Source organism: Butyrivibrio sp. NC2002 (assembly GCF_000702265.1).
GTDB lineage: Bacteria > Bacillota > Clostridia > Lachnospirales > Lachnospiraceae > Butyrivibrio.
In genome coordinates this window covers 401,951-420,548 of sequence record NZ_KL370881.1, presented here as the reverse complement: position 1 = coordinate 420,548, position 18,598 = coordinate 401,951, and the positions used below count along the sequence as shown (strand labels likewise).

Sequence of the window (18,598 nt, the reverse complement as noted above, 5' to 3'; positions counted from 1 at the left end):
AAAAAGATATTATCTGCATTATTAAATATTAATTTCATTTCCGGAAATTTTCAGATTTATTTCTCCATCACCCGTTCTTCTTACATAAACCACAGCTTCACCATTCCATAGTTTTCTTCTTTTTTCCGTAAATGCTGTTGTATCTGCCAGATTACCGGAATCTATTCCCAGGAACTCTCCGCTGCCCGTTACTTCCACATCTATTTCCGGAAGCTTATCCATAAACTTCGGATTTTTGGTCTTTTCATTCATAAAGAGGGACTCATCGGCATTTCTGTCTACAAAAAAGTCTTTTGCAGATACTGCGCTTCTAAGTATATTCCCATCTTTATCCTGTGCCTGTACATGGATCTGGTATATATATCCTTTTTGTCTTGATGCTGTTTCAAAATCATCTCCGGATATAATATCAAAGTCCTTCCACACTTCACATGATATCTGAGTATTTTCGTGGCTTGGAGTTGTAATTTTCTGAGACAGGTTTTCTTTTGTATTTACAGTTTTTGCCTCCAGGGTTCCCTTTTCAAAAGGTATCCTAAATTCAAACGCATTATCGTTTGTCCGGCTGTTTTCTTCTGCCTTTTTATCGCCGTTTACAAATAGCTGAACTCCCGGTATTCCGTTTCCTTCGTGAAGGAGCGAGTCTGTAACATATACCTTTACATATATTTCTTCGCCATCCTCGTAGTCCCAGGCATTACTGCACGGAAGCCAGTTCTCATCACCATCCGAAGCTCTTCTGGTCATAATGCATACTGTAGGCTCATCGGACCAGAAGGTTTTTCTTCTTGAAAAATCAGGTTTTTCAAGACCTGCAGTTGAAAGAATACCGGCGGTGGATCCGTGAACAGGCCATCCATGGGCTTCTCCAAGATAATCAATTCCCGTCCAAAGGAACTGTCCGCAGATATAATCGTTGTCTGTAACTGTTCTCCATTCTTTATATCCATGACCGTTTTCACTTCCAAGGAATGTCTTTTTAGGGAATCTCTTATGATCTTCTTCATAGAGATGCTCTTTGTAGTTGTATCCGACAACGTCAAGTCCGTCTATAAATCCTATTTTGGTAGACAGCTCAGGAAAAGCTGCTGCCACAGTAACAGGTCTTGAATCATCAGCTTTTTTTACTATCCTTGTAAGCTCTGCTGCGATTTTAGAAAGTCTTTCCATGTTGGGCTTATTCTTGTCATACATCCTCTCAGCTTCAGGCTTTCCGCTGTCATTATTACCGGTCATAGTATCAAACATTGGATGGCAGTATGGATCGTTTGGATAGTCAACTTCATTTCCTATGCTGTACATAATTACGGATGGATGATTTCTGTCTCGCCCTATCATCGCCTTAAGATCGGCTTCATGCCACATGGGGAAATCCTCAAAGTATCCCTGATGCCTCGGAGGATATACATTATGGCCGGTTGACCACTTGTTTTTTGCATTCTCCCATTCATCAAAAGCTTCGTCCATCATGTAAAAGCCCATGCGATCGCACAAACTGTATAGTTCTTCCATGTGGGGATTATGGCTGCATCTGATGGCATTACATCCGGCTTCCTTGAGCTTTTTAAGTCTCCTCTGCCACACTTCTGCCTTCATGGCTGCGCCAAGGCATCCGCCGTCGTGGTGAACGCATACGCCCTTTAGCTTTACGCTTTCTCCGTTTACAGACAGGCCTTTGTCCGGATCAAAAACCACCTTCCTTATTCCGACCATATCTTCGCCCGCAAATATGTAGCCTTCTTTTGAATCTTCAACAAGATACCATGTCTGCATTTTGTACAGATAGGGATCATCACTCGTCCATAAGTGCGGATTCTTTACAGTGCCTTTAAGAAGGACCTTCCAGCTCTCATCTTTCCTTAAAACAAATTCGTCTTTCAGGACATAAGCCAGATTGCCTTCCATGTCCAAAAATCTGTTTTCGACTATGAGTGTCCTTCTCTCATACTTTTTAAGCTTTTCCTCTGAAGGTTTTTCGATCTTATGCATTACAGATATTGTTGCACTCTTCTTGTCAGAAGCTACATCAACTGTCTTAAAAAATACGCCGTGTTCTTTTGGGTGTATCTCATCCTGGACAACAAGATATACTTTTCTTGTAATGCCATTACCGGTAAACCATCTGGAATCAGCCAGCTCCTGCCTTACAACTCTTACGCTGACTTCATTTTCCTCTTCTCCGAAAACTGCCATATCGCTTATATCGTAAGAAAAAGGAATATATCCGCCGGGTCTTTTCCCAAGGAAATAGCTATTGCACCATACTGAGCTGTTCTTATACACTCCGTCAAAGCATAGTCTTATATTTTTTCCGCTATACTCCTTAGGAAGCCTGAACCTTAGTCTGTACCAGCCTGTTCCACCTTCAAGGTAGCCCGTTCCGCTTGAGCACTTCTTTGAAAAAGGCATGGTGACCGACCAGTCGTGCGGTATAAGGACATTTTTCCACTCATTTTCATCGCTGTCATCAAAGCCCTTGTACCATGCAGGCTCGCAGTCCCCATAGTGGAATTTCCAATTGTCATTTAAGTTAATTACTTTTTTATCCATAAACACCCTTTATTTACTGAAAATGATAAACAACAACGCCATGTGCAGGAACACTAACCGTGATGCTCTCTCTGTCTTTAGCTGTCACTTCTCTTCCGGAATGTGCCCATACATCACTTACTATCTTTGCCTGTTCTATTATTTTCCTTGTTACATCCTCTCCCATATCACGTCCGGATGTCTTGGCAAGGCAGATTTCATCTATGCTGCAGGTGATTTCCCTCTCGGAATCGGTAAGGTTAAACAGTCCAACATACAGCTCTGTTCCTTTATCATCTGTATTTTTCCATACAGCTTCTTCATCGCTTCTTCTGACCTGAAGTCCGGTATGATTTCCATCCATCACTTTTAAGAGCTCTTTGTTTGTCAGATATGACAGGTTCTCACTTGTAAGCTTGGTAAGTTCTGCACCAATCATAAGCGGTGAGCCAAAAAGTGACCACAGACTCATCATTGTCTTTATTTCATCCGGAGTAAAGTTGGAAGTTCTCTCCGCACCAAATCCATAGCCAAGTTGTCCCAGAGGAAGCATGTCGCAGTCAGGGTAATTGCCCTTTGATGTTCTGCCGTTCCAGGTCTCACATCTCCAGAACATCTCCTTCAAGAGCTTCCAGTCATCCCAGAAGTCATCTGTGATTCTCCACATGTTGGCATTTTCTTCGTAAAAGAAATCTATGTCCACATGTGCAGGTCCCGGTGAAAGAGAAAGAACTATTTCTCTTCCGCACTTTTCTATGGCTCTGTGGATCATCTTAGTTTCTTCATATCCGCTGAATCTGATGCGCCCGTTGTCAGGATACAGGAAGCTGTCGCAGATATCGTCGCACTTTATAAAGTCAACGCCCCAGTCCGCATACATCCTGATCAGATCGTCATAATATGCCTGTCCTGCTTCTGTGGGCTTTACTCCATACATATCAGGGTTCCAGCCGCATATTGACCATGCATCAGCAACCTGATCCGCTGTGTAGTTTGTCCCATGTATAGGGCATCTGTTGTGAGCTGCCTGACGCGCAATACCTCTCATGATATGGATACCGAATTTCAGTCCAAGGCTGTGCACATAATCAGCAAGATGCTTGAATCCGCTTCCGTCTGCAGATGAAGGGAATCTGACAGGAGATGGCTGCAGCCTTCCAAATTCATCCATTTCATCCTCGCCGAAAGGAATGTACTGGTAAACGTCTCTCACTCTTCCGGCGTCATTGGAATACCACTCAATATCAACAACTATATATTCATAGCCTGAGTCCTTTAAGTTCTTGGCAAGGTAGTCTGCATTTGCCTTAACCTCGTCCTCTGTAACCTTTGTATCGTAATAATCGTAGCTGTTCCACCCCATAGGCGGTCTTTTAGCAAAATCGTTAATGTTCATTTCTCCTCCTCTAGTCATTCAAAGTTTATACACCATATTTTTACTTATAATCCGAATGCTTTTTAATTTCAAGTGGTAAATTTTAGTAAAATAAGTAAACAAAAAGAAAACCCACATCATTACTACATTTACAGTAAATTGATGTGGGTAAGATTTTTATAATTCAAATTTACTACCGGCCTTTTTAAGGAACTGTCTTGTCCTCTCCTCTTTCGGATTGTCTATAACCTCTTTTGCAGTGCCTTCCTCTACTACAACGCCCTTATCCATAAATACCACGCGTGAAGCAACCTCTCTTGCAAATCCCATTTCATGGGTGACAACAACCATCGTCGTGCCTTCTTTTGCAAGCTTTTTCATTACTTCGAGTACTTCACCGGTAAGCTCAGGATCAAGCGCACTGGTGGGCTCATCAAATAATATCACCTCGGGATCCGGCGCGATCGCTCTTGCTATCGCAACTCTCTGCTGTTGTCCGCCTGAGAGCTCTCCGGGATACCTGTCAGCATAGCTGCTCATTCCGACTTTATCAAGGACTTTCATGGTCTTTTCCCGTGCAACATCCTTATTCATTTTTCTTGCGGTAACAAGACCTTCCATGACATTTTCAAAAACTGTCATGTTGCTAAAGAGATTGAATCCCTGAAATACAAATCCCATTCGCATTCTGAGATTCTTAATTTCTTTTTTGGAAACCTTGGTTATATCGTTTTCATATTCGTCAAAAATGATTCTTCCGCTATCCGCCTTCTCAAGAAAGCTGATGCAACGAAGAAGTGTTGTCTTACCTGAGCCTGATTGACCGATTATGGCAACAACCTCTCCTTTTTCAACCTTAAAACCAATTCCGTTCAAGACCTCCGAACCGGTAAAAACTTTGTATAAATTCTGAACTTCAAGCATTTTTAAAACCCTTACCCTATCATTGCCTTATTTATCCCGGAACCCTTATCGGATTTTCCACTCTTACTCTCCCATACGAGCTTCTTTTCAAGCCATCTCTGAAGGGCAGAAAGAGCAGTTGAAAAAACAAGATATATAAATGCCGCCTCAAGATAAAGCGCAAACGGCTCGTATGTTCTTGCTGCTATCTGCTGCGTTGTGGTAAATAGTTCTATGACCGTAATACTCGACGCAAGAGATGTATCCTTCAAAAGACTTATCAGGTTATTGAAAAGAGAAGGAAATGCGATTGGAAACGATTGAGGCAGAATTATCCTCGCCATTGTCTGAGGGTAGTTAAGCCCGATCATATATGCAGCTTCCGTCTGTCCCTTTGGAACTGCCAGTATCGCGGATCTAAAGATCTCAGCGTTATAAGCCCCAAGGTTCATTCCAAATGCTATTACTGCAGCCGGGAAAGCATCCAGCGTAATCCCTACGCTCGGAAGTCCGAAAAACACTATAAAGAGCTGCACGATCAAAGGTGTTCCTCTGAAAATCCATATATAGAATCTTGCGATAAGACTCAAAAATTTAAGCCCTGCCACCTGCACAAGAGCAAGTAACAATCCTATTACAAAGCTAAGTGCAAATGACAGAAGCGTAAGCGGCACAGTTACTCTGATGCCGGGTATAAGTATTTTTAAAAATGAACTTGTTAGTATTCCAATTAGTCTTTCACTCATAATGTATCAGTTAGCATTTGCCTGTGAAATATCACTTCCAAAATATTTGTTTGATAATTCTGTAAGTGTTCCATCGGCAGAAAGCTCTTCAATAGCCTTATTAATTGCATCTCTAAGGCTTTCGGTTTCACTTCCCTTTCTAAGAGGTATTGATACTTCAGAAGCATCATCAGTAAGCGCAACGATCTTAATAGCTGCATCAGGATGTTCACCAAGATAATCGTAGAAAGATACCTCAGCATTTAAAGTTGCATCAACTCTTCCTGAAAGAACCATATCGATTGTTTCGGATAATGTATCGACATTCTGTACATCTGCGCCGTAGCTTGCAGCAAGATCTGCATAAGTTGAACCAAGAGAGTTGCTTGTCTTTTTACCTGCAAGATCCTCAAATGTGCTGATCTCTGAATTGTCCTGACCTACAACAAGTGCAGTGCGTATGTATGCATAAGGTGTTGTGAAGTCATATTTTTCTTTTCTCTCATCGGTTATCTCAACACCATTAATAATAGCATCATATCTTCCGCCATCAAGTCCTGCAAAAAGTCCATCCCACTCGCCTTCAACAAATTCGGCTTCAACACCGAGTTTTTCAGCAATGGCCTTTCCAACCTCTGTATCGTATCCAACAAGGTCACCTGCCTCATCATGATAAGTCCAGGGTGCCCACTGTCCTTCCATAGCAAATACGATCTTGCCTTTTTCCTGAATGCTTGCAAGAAGGTCACTTCCTGCTTCTGTAGCCTCTGCAGCACTTTCTGTTGTATCAACGCTTTCTGAAGTTCCTGTGCTCTGGCCTTTGCCGCCGCATCCTGCTAAAACTCCCATACATGTAGTTGCTGTAAGAGCTATTGCTAATAATCTTTTTATAGACATTTTTTTCCTCCTCGTACACTACTATTACGCTATTTAGGGCATACTAACTCCATAAATAGCAATTGCACAATTTATTTTAGCACAAACTATTTTTTAAATCTATACAAATTTTATCTGAATTCACACGCTATATATGTATATCCTGCTTCTTCGTAGTAGGATATACCAACTTGAGTAAAATATCCGCTAAGGAGATTAGCACTATGCCCCGGGCTAATATACCACGCATAGGCAACATTCAGAGACCTGCTTTGTTCTTCATTTTCTGCTCTTGCCAGATTTTCACCGCACAAATTCGCACCTGCCGTGTACCATGCACTACCGTCAGGTCTGGTATGCGAAAATCGTGTTTTCAATTCTTTTGCTCTAATATGTGCAGCTTGCGTAAGTGAATCGTTAAAAGTAAGAGGACCAAGTCCTATCTCAGCTCTGAACTGATTCATATAACCAAGCACCTGGCTTACGTCTGTACTGCAAGCCCTGGTGATGATCCCAGGGGTAACCAAACAGAGCATGCCTGCCATTGCAAACATGTAGACAATTTTTTTCACGCTCCTCATAAAATGTCCCCCCTCGAATATGGTCCTAAGAGATGCCGCTTGCGGTAGTTTTCTTAGGACGGTCAACTATTTTCATTACATGCTTAACGCAATCAGTATTTAGTTTGTAATAATTATCACATTTTCAGATTGAAAAAGCTCTAAACTATCTATGAAATATAGTTACACAAAAATACAGAAAAAATGAAATTTATGTAACAAAATTACTAATTTCACTACACTTGAATCTCATGTAGTAATGTGATAAAGTATATGTAGTATTTAATACTACATAACAAAGTTTATCAAAACTATATTTTAGAATATATATCTTTACGGAGGAGAAAAATGAATACTAAAGAACTCAAACACTTTCTCAAAGAACACCTTGTACCGTCCAAGCTTTACACTATCGGAAAGAAAAAGAATGGCCGAATCTGCCTGACAAAAGCGGGAGACTCATGGGAGCTTTTCTTTATGGATTCAAAGAAGAAGGTAGGTCTAATGCTCTTTCCTGATGAAAACAGCGCCTGCCAATCCATGAAAGAGGAACTTAGAAAAATAATGGAAAGCATTTATGAAGTTACCTGGGTTCCTGCAAAGATTTGATTTAAATACTGTCAAAAAGGTGATCACGTTATAAAACGTGACCACCTTTTTTATGTCTTGATTATTATTTACTTCTGTTAAAAAGGTAAAATCTTTAATGCAAATTGTTATGAAAGAATGTATAAAATCCCACAGATAAGCGCCATAACCCAAAATACAAATGCTATATAAGTCATCCATTTGAGGCTGTCATATCTCTCCTGGATAACATAGTTATCCTTTATCATTTGTATTCTTTGCTCTTCAAAGCCGTCATAGATAGGAGGCTCAGGCTCTTCTTCTGTATCAGAGCCTTCTTCTCCACCGCTTTCTTCATTCCCTGTTTTTTCTTCCTCAAGGGAAATATCTTCAAGGGCAGCGCTTTCAGGCTCAGGAACCGGCATTTCCACTTCATCCGGTGATATCTCTGAAACTCCGGGCTCATCTGAAATCACTTCCTGATCTTCTTTTCCTATCATATTCGGATCAGGCAGTTCCGGCTTAGCACCCCTGTTGAATTCACCCAGTATATAAAATGCCACTCCAAGCAAAAACAGAACTACGGTATATATCACATAAATATTATTATGCATATCTTATCCCTTCCTTAAAGGACATTTATAATTTTGTAATCTTGGCATCTGAAGGAATCTTGCCCTTTAACATTGTTTTATATTTTGCTTTGCACTTCTTTTTCACAGCAAACTTTGATCCATCTGCTATTTCTTTAAAGGCTTTCTTTCCTACACTTTTCAGCGTTGTTGTATAGATTTCGACTTTGCTTAGATTACTGCACCCGTAAAATGCTTTCTTACCAATCTTCTCAACATTTTTGCCGATAGATACTGCGGTAATGATTTCATTATCTGCGCAGGCATTGTTTGCAATCTGAGTAATCTTAGCTGAAATCCCGTTTACTACAATCTTTGAAGGGATATCAACCTCAGTTAATTCAGGGTTCGCGACTCCCTTAAATGTTACTGTAAAATCACCTGTTGCCTTGTATTTCAGATCATCAACAATATAGGTCTGACCTTTATTAAGTCCTACTTTTGCATCCTTATATTTTGGCCAGTAGTTACTTTTTGCAAGATTGCTTCGCTCTTTTGCTTTGGTTTCAGTATCTGCAGGCACTTCGTAGTACTTGCACCAATAGTATGCAGCTTTTCCGGCACCGCTCTTGGAATTTTTAACACCCTTCATCAGAGATAGCGTGTTTGGATAATATGTAGATAATTCATAGCTCAAATAATTAAGCTGTCCCTCAAGGCTGTGCCAATCATAATCATGATCACCACACCATGCACGAAGTCTTGATGCCCTGTCGTTGTGCCACTGGCATATTCCAAAGCTTGTTCCGTTATCACCAACTGCACTTGGATTAAAGGATGATTCCTTGGAAATATTGGCAAGAGCGCCACATCCGGAAGCATTGCTGAATCCACCATCTGATATCAGATAGTAGAATACTTTTTCCTCGTTGCTTTTGCCACGTAAAGAGGCAGCCTGTGCCCCCTTTCCGGGTATAAACAGGCTGCCTGCCATTATTACGATTGTCCCAATGATTGCTGCTTTTACGCATTTCCCAGTTTTTCTCATGATGTTACCCCCAAATTACTTTTTTCACTCTTTATATTTATTTCCCCGGCTTCTCATAATAGAATGAGCTCTTTCTGATAAAGCCAATTTCTTTATAATTTATGATCTGCTCTGTACTACCGATAAAAAGTACTCCGCCCGGAGCAAGAGAATCATAATACTTTCTGAATATCTCATCCTTTGCTTCTTCAGTAAAATAAATAAGAACGTTTCTGCAAACAATAAGATGATAATCCTTTGGATAAGGCTCACGCAGAAGATCCGCCTGCTTAAATGTAACGCGCTGCTTTATCTCATCGGCAACTCTCCATTTGTCGCCTTCCTGCTTCAAATATTTTGATTTCAGATCAGCAGGTACTGCCTGAACTTCCTTGGCATCATACACACCGGCTCTTGCCTTTGCAAGCGCCACAGTATCAATATCCCAAGCTGTAATACTTATCTGATTAAGCGGCATATGCTTAGATAAAAGCATAACTATTGTATAGGGTTCGTCACCTGTAGAGCACGCTGCACTCCAGATCTTAAGCTTGTTTCCAAACTTACTTATCAGTTCCGGAACCATCTGCTTATCCATCAGATTCCACTGGTCAATATTCCTGAAAAACTCAGAAACATTGATCGTAAGGTATGTTATAAAGGTCTCACGAGCAGTCTGATCCTTTTTAATTAGATCCATATATTCGTCATAGCCTTTACATTCTGTCTTTCCAATAAGGGTATCAATCCTACGCTTCATCTGCTTTTCTTTGTAAGCATTAAGATCAATCTTTGTAAGCTTATAAACCTCGCCCTTAAACCACTCATAATCAACTGCCATTCCAAGACCCCCTCTTAAAGTAAGCTTATAAAAAAACATACAGTTACTACTATGATTTAAGTATAACCAACCCTCTAGTTTATGTAAAATAAAATAAACATAAACTTAATTAAGTAAATGTAAGGCATTGGTAAGACCATCCAAAATGCATATTATTTTTAGACATAAAAAGGACTGCCACACTATACATGTGACAGTCCCTAGATCTCAATAATTATTCAGCATCCTGCTCAGCGATAACCTTGTCGATGTCTACACTTGCAACATCTGCATTGTCATCAGCCTCATCTTCCTTCTCGGGAGCTGTAAGAGCCTTGATGCTAAGGCTGATCTTACGATCTGCTTCGTTGAAGTCAACGATTCTTGCTGTAACTTCCTGACCGATGCTAAGAACATCTGCAGGCTTCTCGATGTGCTCTCTAGCGATCTGAGAAACATGAAGAAGTGCGTCGATACCGGGCTCAAGCTCGATAAATGCGCCAAAGTCAGTCATTCTGGCAACCTTACCTGTTACCTCGTTACCAACAGCGTACTTTGTTTCAGCATCCTTCCAAGGGTTCTCATCATCAAACTTTCTTGAAAGAGCGATCTTGTTGCCGTCGATACCTTTGATCTGAACCTTAACAATATCGCCAACCTTGAATGTCTTCTTAGGATTCTCAACACGGCCCCATGACATCTCTGAGATGTGGAGGAGTCCATCTGCACCGCCAAGATCGATGAATGCGCCGAAATCTGTAACATTCTTAACTGTACCTTCTACGATATCGCCAACACCGATTGTCTCAAACAGCTTCTTAGCCTGCTCAGCCTTCTCTGCTGTAATAAGCATCTTACGGTTACCGATATATCTTCTTCTCTTAGGATTGTACTCAGTTACAACGAACTGGATTTCCTGTCCTTCATACTTGGAAAGATCCTTCTCGTATGTATCAGAAACAAGACTTGCAGGAATGAAGATTCTAACTTCATCAACTACAACTGTAAGTCCGCCTTCAAGAACTTGTACAACCTTAGCTGTAAGTACTTCCTGATTGTTGAATGCTTCCTCGATACGCTTATTTCCTCTGTCAAGGGCAAGACGCTTGTATGAAAGGATAACCTGACCGTCTGCATCATTTGTCTTAAGGACTTTGACATCCATTGTGTCACCTTCCTTGACAACCTGAGTAAGATCGATGCTGCTATCGTTACTATACTCATTCTTTGTGAGAATGCCATCTGACTTGTAGCCAATGTTAAGAATAATCTCATCCGGCTTTACAGCAATGACAGTGCCTTCTACGACCTCCCCCGTATGAATTGTTTTGAACGACTCATTGAGCATCTGTTCAAAAGATTGTTCTGACATAATTCTGAACCTCCTCGATAATGTTCTTTGGGGTGGACGCCCCGGCGGTAATTCCCACTAGCTTAACCGCTTTAGGCAGTTCTAAATGCAAGTCATCCAGTGTTTGAATAAAGTATGTATTGGCACACTTCTTACTGCATATCTCATACAGTTTCCTTGAATTAGAACTGTGCGCTCCGCCTATCACTATCATAGCATCAACTCTGGCGGCAATATCCTCTGCTTCGGTCTGCCTTTCTTCTGTTGCACTACAAATAGTGTTCACAACATTAACATTGTAGCGCGAATTAGAAAACTTTTCAACGATTTCTTGAAATTTATTTTGATTAAATGTCGTCTGAGATACTATATATAACTCTGTGCCCTCCGGAAACTGGATTTTTTCCGCTTCCTCCAAAGTCTCTATCACATATACCGGTCCGGATACGTAACTGACTATGCCATCAACCTCTGGATGAGTAGCACTTCCGACAACAATGATAGTTTTCCCTTCAGCACTTTCTTTTTCTACTATATTATGTATTCTTTTAACAAACGGGCATGTTGCATCGACATATTCGATACCCATATCCTTTATTTTCTCATGGATCTCTTTTCTTATTCCATGAGACCTGATTATCAGGATTCCATCACCTATCGTCTTTAGATCCTCAGGAGATTCTACGACTCTCACTCCTTTTTTTTCCAGATCTGAAACCACAGTTTCATTGTGGATTATCGGTCCATAGGTGTATATTTTTTTTCCGGATGCCTTGTCAATCTGTTTGTAGACTTCGTCCACAGCTCTTGTCACTCCAAAGCAAAATCCGGCGTGTTCTGCAAGTATTACATCCATATTTTTCCTCATTTATTTTGCGTTTGTGTCTTTATACATCCGTCCGGTACAAACATGTCTGCAGATGATCACAGATTGTTGTAGAGGCTGATTATCTTGTCTGCAACCTCTTCTATAGTCATGTAGGATGAGTCGATCTCAACAGCATCATCAGCCTTTTTAAGCGGTGAATTTTCTCTTGTCATGTCTCTGTGATCTCTCTCGATAATATCCTTCTCGATGGTATCAAGATCACACTGCTCTCCCTTTTCAATCATTTCCTTATATCTGCGCTCTGCTCTCACTCTGCTGCTTGCAGTAAGATAAACCTTTAAATTAGAATCAGGAAGCACAACGGTTCCGATATCTCTTCCGTCCATCACAACGTCAGTAGTCTTAGCCTGTTTTCTCTGAAGTTCAACAAGTTTCTCCCTGACCTTGGCATTTGCGCTGCTCTTAGAAGCCATGCTTGATACTTCCTCGGTCCTTAGCTGAGAATTGACGTTTTCGCCATTTAAATAAACAACCTGCTCTCCATTCTCATGACCTATTGAAATATCTGCACTGTCAATATTTGCTTCAATTGCCGCAAAATCGTTTCCATCTACTCCGAGCCTTGTCAGATGGACTGCCATAGCTCTGTACATTGCGCCTGTATCAATATATATAAATCCAAGCTTCTTTGAAACTATTTTTGCGATCGTACTTTTTCCTGCTCCTGCAGGTCCATCTATTGCTATGCTGTTTGCCATAATCATTCTCCAATAATTTTACTCTTCTGCGCTGCATTCGCCGGCCAGATGGCCTGTTGACCATGCTATCTGTAAATTAAAGCCGCCTGTCTGCGCATCTACATCAATTATCTCTCCTGCAAAATAAAGTCCCTTGATTTTTTTAGACTCCATTGTGGAAGGATTTATCTCACCAACGGCTATTCCGCCCCTTGTGATTATTGCCTCGTTAAATCCTCTAAGTCCCTGTACGGTCATCCTCATATCCTTTATAAGATTAACGAAGTCCTGTCTTTCTTTTCTTGTTATAGCGTTAATCTGTTTTTCAGGATCGATCCCCGACAGCTCTATCATGACCGGAATGAGCTTAGACGGAAATAGACCATTTAAGGAATTTTTAAACTGTCTGTTTCTTGAGAGGTCAAATTCTCTCTGCAGCCTCTTATCAAGCTGTTCGTGCGTTAGTGCCGGCTTTAGATCAAGTCGCAGGATATATGAATTCTTATTTCCCTTTTTGTCCTTAGCCTCATAGTAACAGCTTGCAGTTAAAATAAGCGGTCCACTGACACCAAAATGCGTAAAAAGCATTTCTCCAAAACCGTCATAAACAGTCTTATTCTTTGCTTTCTTGCCTTCCGGATTCTCTTCTTTTAACTGTTCAAGCTTAACTGCAACATTTTTTAATGACAGACCCTGAAGCTTTTTGCAAAAGTCTTCAGCAATCTCAAAAGGAACCAGAGACGGCGAAGTATTTGTCACCTTGATCCCCAGCTCTTTAGCTATTTTAAGTCCGTCTCCCGTAGATCCGGTGGATGGATACGACAAGCCGCCTGTGCATACTATCACGGAATCAACTTCGGTAATTCCTGAATCTTTTGAAACAACCGCTTTTACATGGTCATCTGCATCAACCTGTATCCATGTAACTTCATCCTGATATCTGATCTCCACGCCCTTCTTTTTAAGCACTTTTACAAGTGTGCTTATAATATCCGAAGAGTGATCCGACACAGGAAAAACTCTGTCTCCACGCTCTATTTTCAGTCTGCATCCGTTGCTCTCAAAAAAATCCTGCACACGGGTATTATCGTATCCGTAAAGAGCACTGTATAAAAACTTAGAGCCATGTGGTATCTTATCAAAATACTCCGATATGTCACAGGCATTTGTCACATTACATCTGCCTTTTCCGGTAATGTATATTTTCTTACCTGGTTTCTCATTTTTCTCAAAAATTATGACGTTTGCTCCACTCTCCGCAGCAGAGATAGCTGCCATCATTCCGGCTGCACCGCAGCCAATAACCGCAATTCTTTTCATTCTTTATGCCTGTCTGAAAGCTTCATAAGCAGATGTAAGCATAGCTATAGAGTCTGCCTCTTCCAAATCATAATCTCCTGTTACAGCCATGCATCCCGCTCCATGAATAAATATCCACATCTTCATGAAAAGCTGCTCAGCATTCTGAACACCCTGTTCCTTGGCTCTTGCCACTTCTTTTACAATATTCTCATCTGAGCCGTTTACGATATCATACATGCTCTTGCTATCCTTGCTGTCAGCAGATATAAAAAGAAGCTTAAAAAGATTTGCATTTGACTGGGCAAAAGCAATATAGCTAAGCCCCAGATCTACAAAAGGTGTCTCATGTGTTTTCTTGCTGTGTCTGCAATAATCCTCAAAATATGATACAGCTCTGTCAAAAACATCTTTTTTTAATTCATCCATATTCTCATAGATTCTGAAAATAGGCTGAGTAGAGCAACCTGCAGCTCCTGCAAGTCTTCTTGATGTGATCTGATCAAAGCCCTCTTTCCTGGTAATTTTAAATGCCGCATTTATTATCTCTTCTTGTGTGATCGTCGCTTTTCTGGACATGAGATATTCCTCCTGAAATTTATTGGCACGCCTCTATAAGTAAGTCGTAAGACAGATAAATGTTATATCCTTTAGATAGCATACGTTATTATCTTAGTGATTACAACCCCTTGTGTCAATGGTATTAAACCGAAAAAACTTCCCGCATTTTAAGTGCCATGCACCCGGTATGCGGGAAGTTTAACTAATCAACTATTCTTGTTTAAATCTCCGAAATTACTGGAAATTAGTAATAAGTGCCCAAATGCGGAATGCAAACATAGCAAATACAACCCACATTACAGGTGAAATATCTTTGATCTTACCCATGAATACCTTAACAATTACCCATGCAAGTACTGCAAACATGATACCTGTTGCGATTGAATATGAAAGAGGCATCATAAGCAGTGCGAGATATGCACCGATAGTATCAGCAATATCTCCGTCAAACTCTATGTTCTTTGCACTAGAAACCATAAGCATACCAACATATACAAGAGCAGGAGCTGTTGCAAATGAAGGGATTGCAAGGAAGATAGGACTAAGCACCAATGATATTACAAACATTACACCGGTTGTAAAAGCTGTAAGGCCTGTACGACCACCTGCAGCTACGCCGGCACCTGACTCAACAAAGCTTGTTACAGTTGAAGTACCAAGACATGCACCAACAGTTGTTCCTACAGCATCTGAAAAGAATACAGAACCAACATTAGGAATATCACCATTCTCATCAAGAAGGCCGGCCTTATCAGCGACACCTACTACTGTTCCAACTGTATCAAAGATATCTACATAAAGGAAACTGAATACAATAGCAATGAACTGAATAAGATGTGATGCAGCCCATCCAAAGTTGAATTTAAATGCTGTATCTGCAATTCCTCCAAGCTGAAGCCCCTGTGAAAAATCCGGGAATACATTTGTTGCTGTATACCAGCCTGTTGACTGAGCAATCATGCCAAGTATCCATGTTACAACGATACCTATAAGAACTGAGCCTGTGATATTAAAGTGCTCAAGTACAACAATTATGATCAGTCCGATAAGGCTGAGTACGACGTCAGCTTCTGCAAAGTTACCAAGAGCAACAGTTGTTGCTTCATCAGGAACGATTACGTTTGCACCGCGAAGACCTATAAATGCAATGAAAAGACCGATACCTGCTGAGATACCAAACTTAAGGTTTCTCGGAATACTGTTAATGATCTTCTCACGAATTCCTACTCTTGAAAGGAGAAGGAAAATCACGCCTTCTACAAATACCGCTGTTAAGCATATCTTAAACGCGTTTTCTCCCTCACTTGCAAGCTCTCCAAGACATACTGTATACGCAAAATATGCATTAAGTCCAAGTCCTGCTGAAAGAGCTATCGGATAGTTAGCCAAAAAAGCCATGAAAAATGTAGCAATTGCAGAAGCTATTGCTGTGGCAACAAATACACCACTGGGATTCATTACCGTGCCCAGGATGCTGGGGTTAACAGCCAAAATGTAGGCCATTGAAAGGAACGTGGTAATTCCGGCAATAATCTCGGTTTTTACCGTAGTATTATGTTCCTCTAACTTAAATAGTTTTTCCAACATGTTTTTTCTCTCCTCCTAAAAACAATGTAAACAAAACAATAAGAATATAGCATAAAAACATAATTACGAAAAGAGAATTTTTCTATGAAAAAATGACTGCCGCTTTTTATGCGACAGCCATTTGAAGTCATCATGATCCTTGTTTTTCTGACAAAAACAAGAATTTAAGCATTAACGATTTTGCCAAAGTCAGGCTTAAGTGAAGCGCCACCAATAAGGCCACCATCGATGTTGGGCTTTGAAAGGAGCTCTGCAGCATTGCCTGCGTTCATTGATCCGCCGTACTGAATACGAACTTCGTCAGCAGTAGCCTGATCATAAAGCTTAGCAATAAGGCTACGGATAAGTCCGCAAACCTCTTCTGCCTGATCAGCTGTAGCTGTTTCGCCTGTGCCGATAGCCCAGATAGGCTCGTAAGCAATAACAAGTTTCTTAACCTGATCAGCTGTTACGCCGTCAAGATCCCATGTGATCTGTCTCTCGATCCACTCTTTGTAAGTATCAGCCTTACGAAGTGCAAGAGATTCGCCGCAGCAAAGGATAGGTGTAAGACCTGAAGCAAATGCCTTCTTAACCTTCTGGTTGATAAGGATATCATTCTCGCCGAAGATATCTCTTCTCTCAGAGTGGCCAATAATGATGTACTCAACTCCGGCATCCTTAAGCATGGGAGCTGAAATCTCGCCTGTGAAAGCGCCGTTATCAACAATATAGAAGTTCTCAGCACCAACGTGTACGTTAGTACCCTTAACAGCCTCTACTACAGGAACGATGTCGATTGCAGGTACGCAATATACAACATCTACTGCATCATTCTTTACTAAATCCTTAAGCTCATTGCAAAGAGCTACTGCCTCGCTGGGAGTCTTGTTCATCTTCCAGTTACCGGCAATAATACGTCTTCTTGCCATTATTTTGGCCTCCTATTTCATTTTATTATGGAAGTCCTGCTCTCGCATACAAAGATGCGAGGCAGAACATAGTTTACACTGAATAAGGGAAACCCTTAGTAAAGTGCTCAGTCCTTATCATCAGCAGCATAAACGCCGGGAAGCTTCTTGCCCTCAAGGAACTCAAGAGAAGCGCCGCCACCTGTTGAGATGTGGCTCATCTTGTCAGCATAACCAAGCTGATTAACAGCTGCTGCACTATCACCACCACCGATGATTGTTGTAGCAGATGTCTCAGAAAGTGCCTTAGCAACTTCCTTAGTACCATTAGCAAGAACAGGGTTCTCGAATACACCCATAGGTCCGTTCCATACTACAGTCTTAGCTGACTTAACAGCCTCTGAGTAAAGAGCGATTGTCTTAGGTCCTATATCAGCGCCTTCCTTGTCTGCAGGAATCTTGTCTGCATCAACGATAGTAGTTTTGATTGAAGGATCGTCGATAGGATTCGGGAACTCATCGATACATACAGTATCAACAGGAAGAAGAAGCTGCTTACCAGCCTTCTCTGCCTTCTCCATCATCTCTTTGCAGTATTCAACCTTAGTATCATCAAGAAGTGACTTACCTACTTCGTATCCCTTAGCCTTAAGGAATGTGTAAGCCATACCACCACCGATGATAAGAGTATCGCACTTGTCAAGAAGAGTGTTGATAACGTTAAGCTTATCAGCGACCTTAGCACCACCAAGGATAGCAACGAAAGGTCTTACAGGATTCTCAACTGCATTTCCAAGGAAGTCGATTTCCTTCTGCATAAGATATCCAACAGCGTTAACGCCGCCCTTCTCTGTAATATACTTAGTAACAACTGCTACAGAAGCATGTGCTCTGTGAGCTGAACCAAAAGCATCACATACATAATCGTCAGCAAGATCAGCAAGCTCTTTTGCAAAAGCTTCACCAGCCTCTTCAGGCTTTGTCTCTTCCTTGCCACGGAAACGTGTATTCTGAAGAAGGATTACATCACCTTCGTTCATAGCTTCTACAGCTGCTGTAGCATCAGCGCCTGTAACATTGTAATCAGCGATGAATTTTACTTCCTTGCCAAGTTTAGCTGAAAGGCTCTTAGCAACAGGTGCAAGAGACTCACCCTCGTTGGGGCCGTTCTTAACCTTACCAAGATGTGAGCAAAGAATAACCTTGCCACCATCATTCATAAGTTTCTTTATTGTAGGAAGTGCTGCATTGATACGAGTTTCATCTGTAATCTCGCCGTTCTTAAGCGGTACGTTGAAGTCACAACGAACAAGAACTCTTCTGCCCTTTGCGCTGAAATCGTCAACTGATTTCTTATTAAGTGCCATATTGTTTTCCTCCTGGAATAATT

General features: G+C 41.1%; 18 protein-coding genes. 1 reads left to right on the top strand and 17 read right to left on the bottom strand.

Going from position 1 to position 18,598, the window contains the following annotated elements:
• Positions 1-21: 21 nt before the first annotated feature.
• The 6 genes from T543_RS12835 to T543_RS15425 form a co-directional block, all read right to left on the bottom strand.
• On the bottom strand, positions 22-2,550 hold the full coding sequence (locus tag T543_RS12835) for a glycoside hydrolase family 2 TIM barrel-domain containing protein (RefSeq protein ID WP_035769092.1): 2,529 nt from the start codon (positions 2,548-2,550) through the stop codon (positions 22-24).
• A gap of 13 nt (positions 2,551-2,563) precedes the next feature.
• Positions 2,564-3,925: a glycoside hydrolase family 27 protein gene (locus T543_RS12830; protein WP_035769090.1), complete on the bottom strand. Its 1,362-nt coding sequence runs from the start codon at positions 3,923-3,925 to the stop codon at positions 2,564-2,566.
• A 156-nt stretch (positions 3,926-4,081) separates the two neighbouring features.
• The gene (locus T543_RS12825) at positions 4,082-4,828 is read right to left on the bottom strand and encodes an amino acid ABC transporter ATP-binding protein (RefSeq protein WP_035769088.1); all 747 of its coding nucleotides are present in this window, start codon (positions 4,826-4,828) and stop codon (positions 4,082-4,084) included.
• Between the two features lie 11 nt (positions 4,829-4,839).
• Positions 4,840-5,553 carry an amino acid ABC transporter permease gene (locus T543_RS12820; protein WP_035769086.1) on the bottom strand — a complete coding sequence of 238 codons (714 nt, stop codon included), beginning with the start codon at positions 5,551-5,553 and terminating at the stop codon, positions 4,840-4,842.
• A gap of 6 nt (positions 5,554-5,559) precedes the next feature.
• On the bottom strand, positions 5,560-6,429 hold the full coding sequence (locus T543_RS12815) for a transporter substrate-binding domain-containing protein (protein ID WP_242839520.1): 870 nt from the start codon (positions 6,427-6,429) through the stop codon (positions 5,560-5,562).
• Between the two features lie 110 nt (positions 6,430-6,539).
• The gene (locus T543_RS15425) at positions 6,540-6,989 is read right to left on the bottom strand and encodes a CAP domain-containing protein (protein ID WP_051638771.1); all 450 of its coding nucleotides are present in this window, start codon (positions 6,987-6,989) and stop codon (positions 6,540-6,542) included.
• Between the two features lie 327 nt (positions 6,990-7,316).
• Here T543_RS15425 and T543_RS12805 point away from each other — a divergent pair, with 327 nt between their 5' ends.
• Positions 7,317-7,577 (top strand): hypothetical protein, encoded by a 261-nt coding sequence (locus T543_RS12805; RefSeq protein ID WP_035769078.1) that lies wholly within the window; start codon positions 7,317-7,319, stop codon positions 7,575-7,577.
• A gap of 107 nt (positions 7,578-7,684) precedes the next feature.
• On the opposite strand, the gene T543_RS12800 is transcribed toward T543_RS12805, so the two are convergent.
• From T543_RS12800 to T543_RS12750, 11 genes are all read right to left on the bottom strand, one after another.
• Positions 7,685-8,149, bottom strand: coding sequence for a hypothetical protein (locus T543_RS12800; protein ID WP_035769076.1), 465 nt, complete (start codon positions 8,147-8,149; stop codon positions 7,685-7,687).
• Between the two features lie 25 nt (positions 8,150-8,174).
• Complete coding sequence (locus T543_RS12795; RefSeq protein ID WP_035769074.1) at positions 8,175-9,155, bottom strand: phage tail tip lysozyme; 981 nt, start codon at positions 9,153-9,155, stop codon at positions 8,175-8,177.
• Positions 9,156-9,192: 37 nt separating this feature from the next.
• Positions 9,193-9,975, bottom strand: a complete 783-nt coding sequence (locus tag T543_RS12790) for a CheR family methyltransferase (protein WP_035769073.1) — start codon at positions 9,973-9,975, stop codon at positions 9,193-9,195.
• A gap of 214 nt (positions 9,976-10,189) precedes the next feature.
• Complete coding sequence (rpsA, locus tag T543_RS12785) at positions 10,190-11,326, bottom strand: 30S ribosomal protein S1 (RefSeq protein ID WP_035769070.1); 1,137 nt, start codon at positions 11,324-11,326, stop codon at positions 10,190-10,192.
• On the bottom strand, positions 11,307-12,161 hold the full coding sequence (ispH, locus tag T543_RS12780) for a 4-hydroxy-3-methylbut-2-enyl diphosphate reductase (RefSeq protein ID WP_035769068.1): 855 nt from the start codon (positions 12,159-12,161) through the stop codon (positions 11,307-11,309). Before ispH ends, rpsA begins: the two co-directional genes overlap by 20 nt.
• Before the next feature lie 68 nt (positions 12,162-12,229).
• A complete protein-coding gene (cmk, locus tag T543_RS12775) occupies positions 12,230-12,892 on the bottom strand; it encodes a (d)CMP kinase (protein ID WP_035769066.1) in 663 nt (220 codons plus the stop codon).
• Between the two features lie 18 nt (positions 12,893-12,910).
• Complete coding sequence (locus tag T543_RS12770) at positions 12,911-14,191, bottom strand: BaiN/RdsA family NAD(P)/FAD-dependent oxidoreductase (RefSeq protein ID WP_035769063.1); 1,281 nt, start codon at positions 14,189-14,191, stop codon at positions 12,911-12,913.
• Between the two features lie 3 nt (positions 14,192-14,194).
• Complete coding sequence (locus tag T543_RS12765) at positions 14,195-14,749, bottom strand: TetR/AcrR family transcriptional regulator (RefSeq protein ID WP_035769061.1); 555 nt, start codon at positions 14,747-14,749, stop codon at positions 14,195-14,197.
• A 216-nt stretch (positions 14,750-14,965) separates the two neighbouring features.
• Positions 14,966-16,318 carry an NCS2 family permease gene (locus tag T543_RS12760; RefSeq protein WP_330370002.1) on the bottom strand — a complete coding sequence of 451 codons (1,353 nt, stop codon included), beginning with the start codon at positions 16,316-16,318 and terminating at the stop codon, positions 14,966-14,968.
• 164 nt (positions 16,319-16,482) lie between these two features.
• The gene (tpiA, locus tag T543_RS12755) at positions 16,483-17,229 is read right to left on the bottom strand and encodes a triose-phosphate isomerase (RefSeq protein WP_035769059.1); all 747 of its coding nucleotides are present in this window, start codon (positions 17,227-17,229) and stop codon (positions 16,483-16,485) included.
• A 107-nt stretch (positions 17,230-17,336) separates the two neighbouring features.
• Positions 17,337-18,575, bottom strand: coding sequence for a phosphoglycerate kinase (locus T543_RS12750; RefSeq protein WP_035769056.1), 1,239 nt, complete (start codon positions 18,573-18,575; stop codon positions 17,337-17,339).
• Positions 18,576-18,598: the final 23 nt, after the last annotated feature.

What these genes read in the sequence shown, in the direction of transcription:
- T543_RS12835 (WP_035769092.1), bottom strand. Translation starts at nt 2,550, where the DNA reads ATGGATAAAAAAGTAATTAACTTAAATGACAATTGGAAATTCCACTAT.
- T543_RS12830 (WP_035769090.1), bottom strand. Translation starts at nt 3,925, where the DNA reads ATGAACATTAACGATTTTGCTAAAAGACCGCCTATGGGGTGGAACAGC.
- T543_RS12825 (WP_035769088.1), bottom strand. Translation starts at nt 4,828, where the DNA reads ATGCTTGAAGTTCAGAATTTATACAAAGTTTTTACCGGTTCGGAGGTC.
- T543_RS12820 (WP_035769086.1), bottom strand. Translation starts at nt 5,553, where the DNA reads ATGAGTGAAAGACTAATTGGAATACTAACAAGTTCATTTTTAAAAATA.
- T543_RS12815 (WP_242839520.1), bottom strand. Translation starts at nt 6,429, where the DNA reads ATGTCTATAAAAAGATTATTAGCAATAGCTCTTACAGCAACTACATGT.
- T543_RS15425 (WP_051638771.1), bottom strand. Translation starts at nt 6,989, where the DNA reads ATGAGGAGCGTGAAAAAAATTGTCTACATGTTTGCAATGGCAGGCATG.
- T543_RS12805 (WP_035769078.1), top strand. Translation starts at nt 7,317, where the DNA reads ATGAATACTAAAGAACTCAAACACTTTCTCAAAGAACACCTTGTACCG.
- T543_RS12800 (WP_035769076.1), bottom strand. Translation starts at nt 8,149, where the DNA reads ATGCATAATAATATTTATGTGATATATACCGTAGTTCTGTTTTTGCTT.
- T543_RS12795 (WP_035769074.1), bottom strand. Translation starts at nt 9,155, where the DNA reads ATGAGAAAAACTGGGAAATGCGTAAAAGCAGCAATCATTGGGACAATC.
- T543_RS12790 (WP_035769073.1), bottom strand. Translation starts at nt 9,975, where the DNA reads ATGGCAGTTGATTATGAGTGGTTTAAGGGCGAGGTTTATAAGCTTACA.
- rpsA (WP_035769070.1), bottom strand. Translation starts at nt 11,326, where the DNA reads ATGTCAGAACAATCTTTTGAACAGATGCTCAATGAGTCGTTCAAAACA.
- ispH (WP_035769068.1), bottom strand. Translation starts at nt 12,161, where the DNA reads ATGGATGTAATACTTGCAGAACACGCCGGATTTTGCTTTGGAGTGACA.
- cmk (WP_035769066.1), bottom strand. Translation starts at nt 12,892, where the DNA reads ATGGCAAACAGCATAGCAATAGATGGACCTGCAGGAGCAGGAAAAAGT.
- T543_RS12770 (WP_035769063.1), bottom strand. Translation starts at nt 14,191, where the DNA reads ATGAAAAGAATTGCGGTTATTGGCTGCGGTGCAGCCGGAATGATGGCA.
- T543_RS12765 (WP_035769061.1), bottom strand. Translation starts at nt 14,749, where the DNA reads ATGTCCAGAAAAGCGACGATCACACAAGAAGAGATAATAAATGCGGCA.
- T543_RS12760 (WP_330370002.1), bottom strand. Translation starts at nt 16,318, where the DNA reads ATGTTGGAAAAACTATTTAAGTTAGAGGAACATAATACTACGGTAAAA.
- tpiA (WP_035769059.1), bottom strand. Translation starts at nt 17,229, where the DNA reads ATGGCAAGAAGACGTATTATTGCCGGTAACTGGAAGATGAACAAGACT.
- T543_RS12750 (WP_035769056.1), bottom strand. Translation starts at nt 18,575, where the DNA reads ATGGCACTTAATAAGAAATCAGTTGACGATTTCAGCGCAAAGGGCAGA.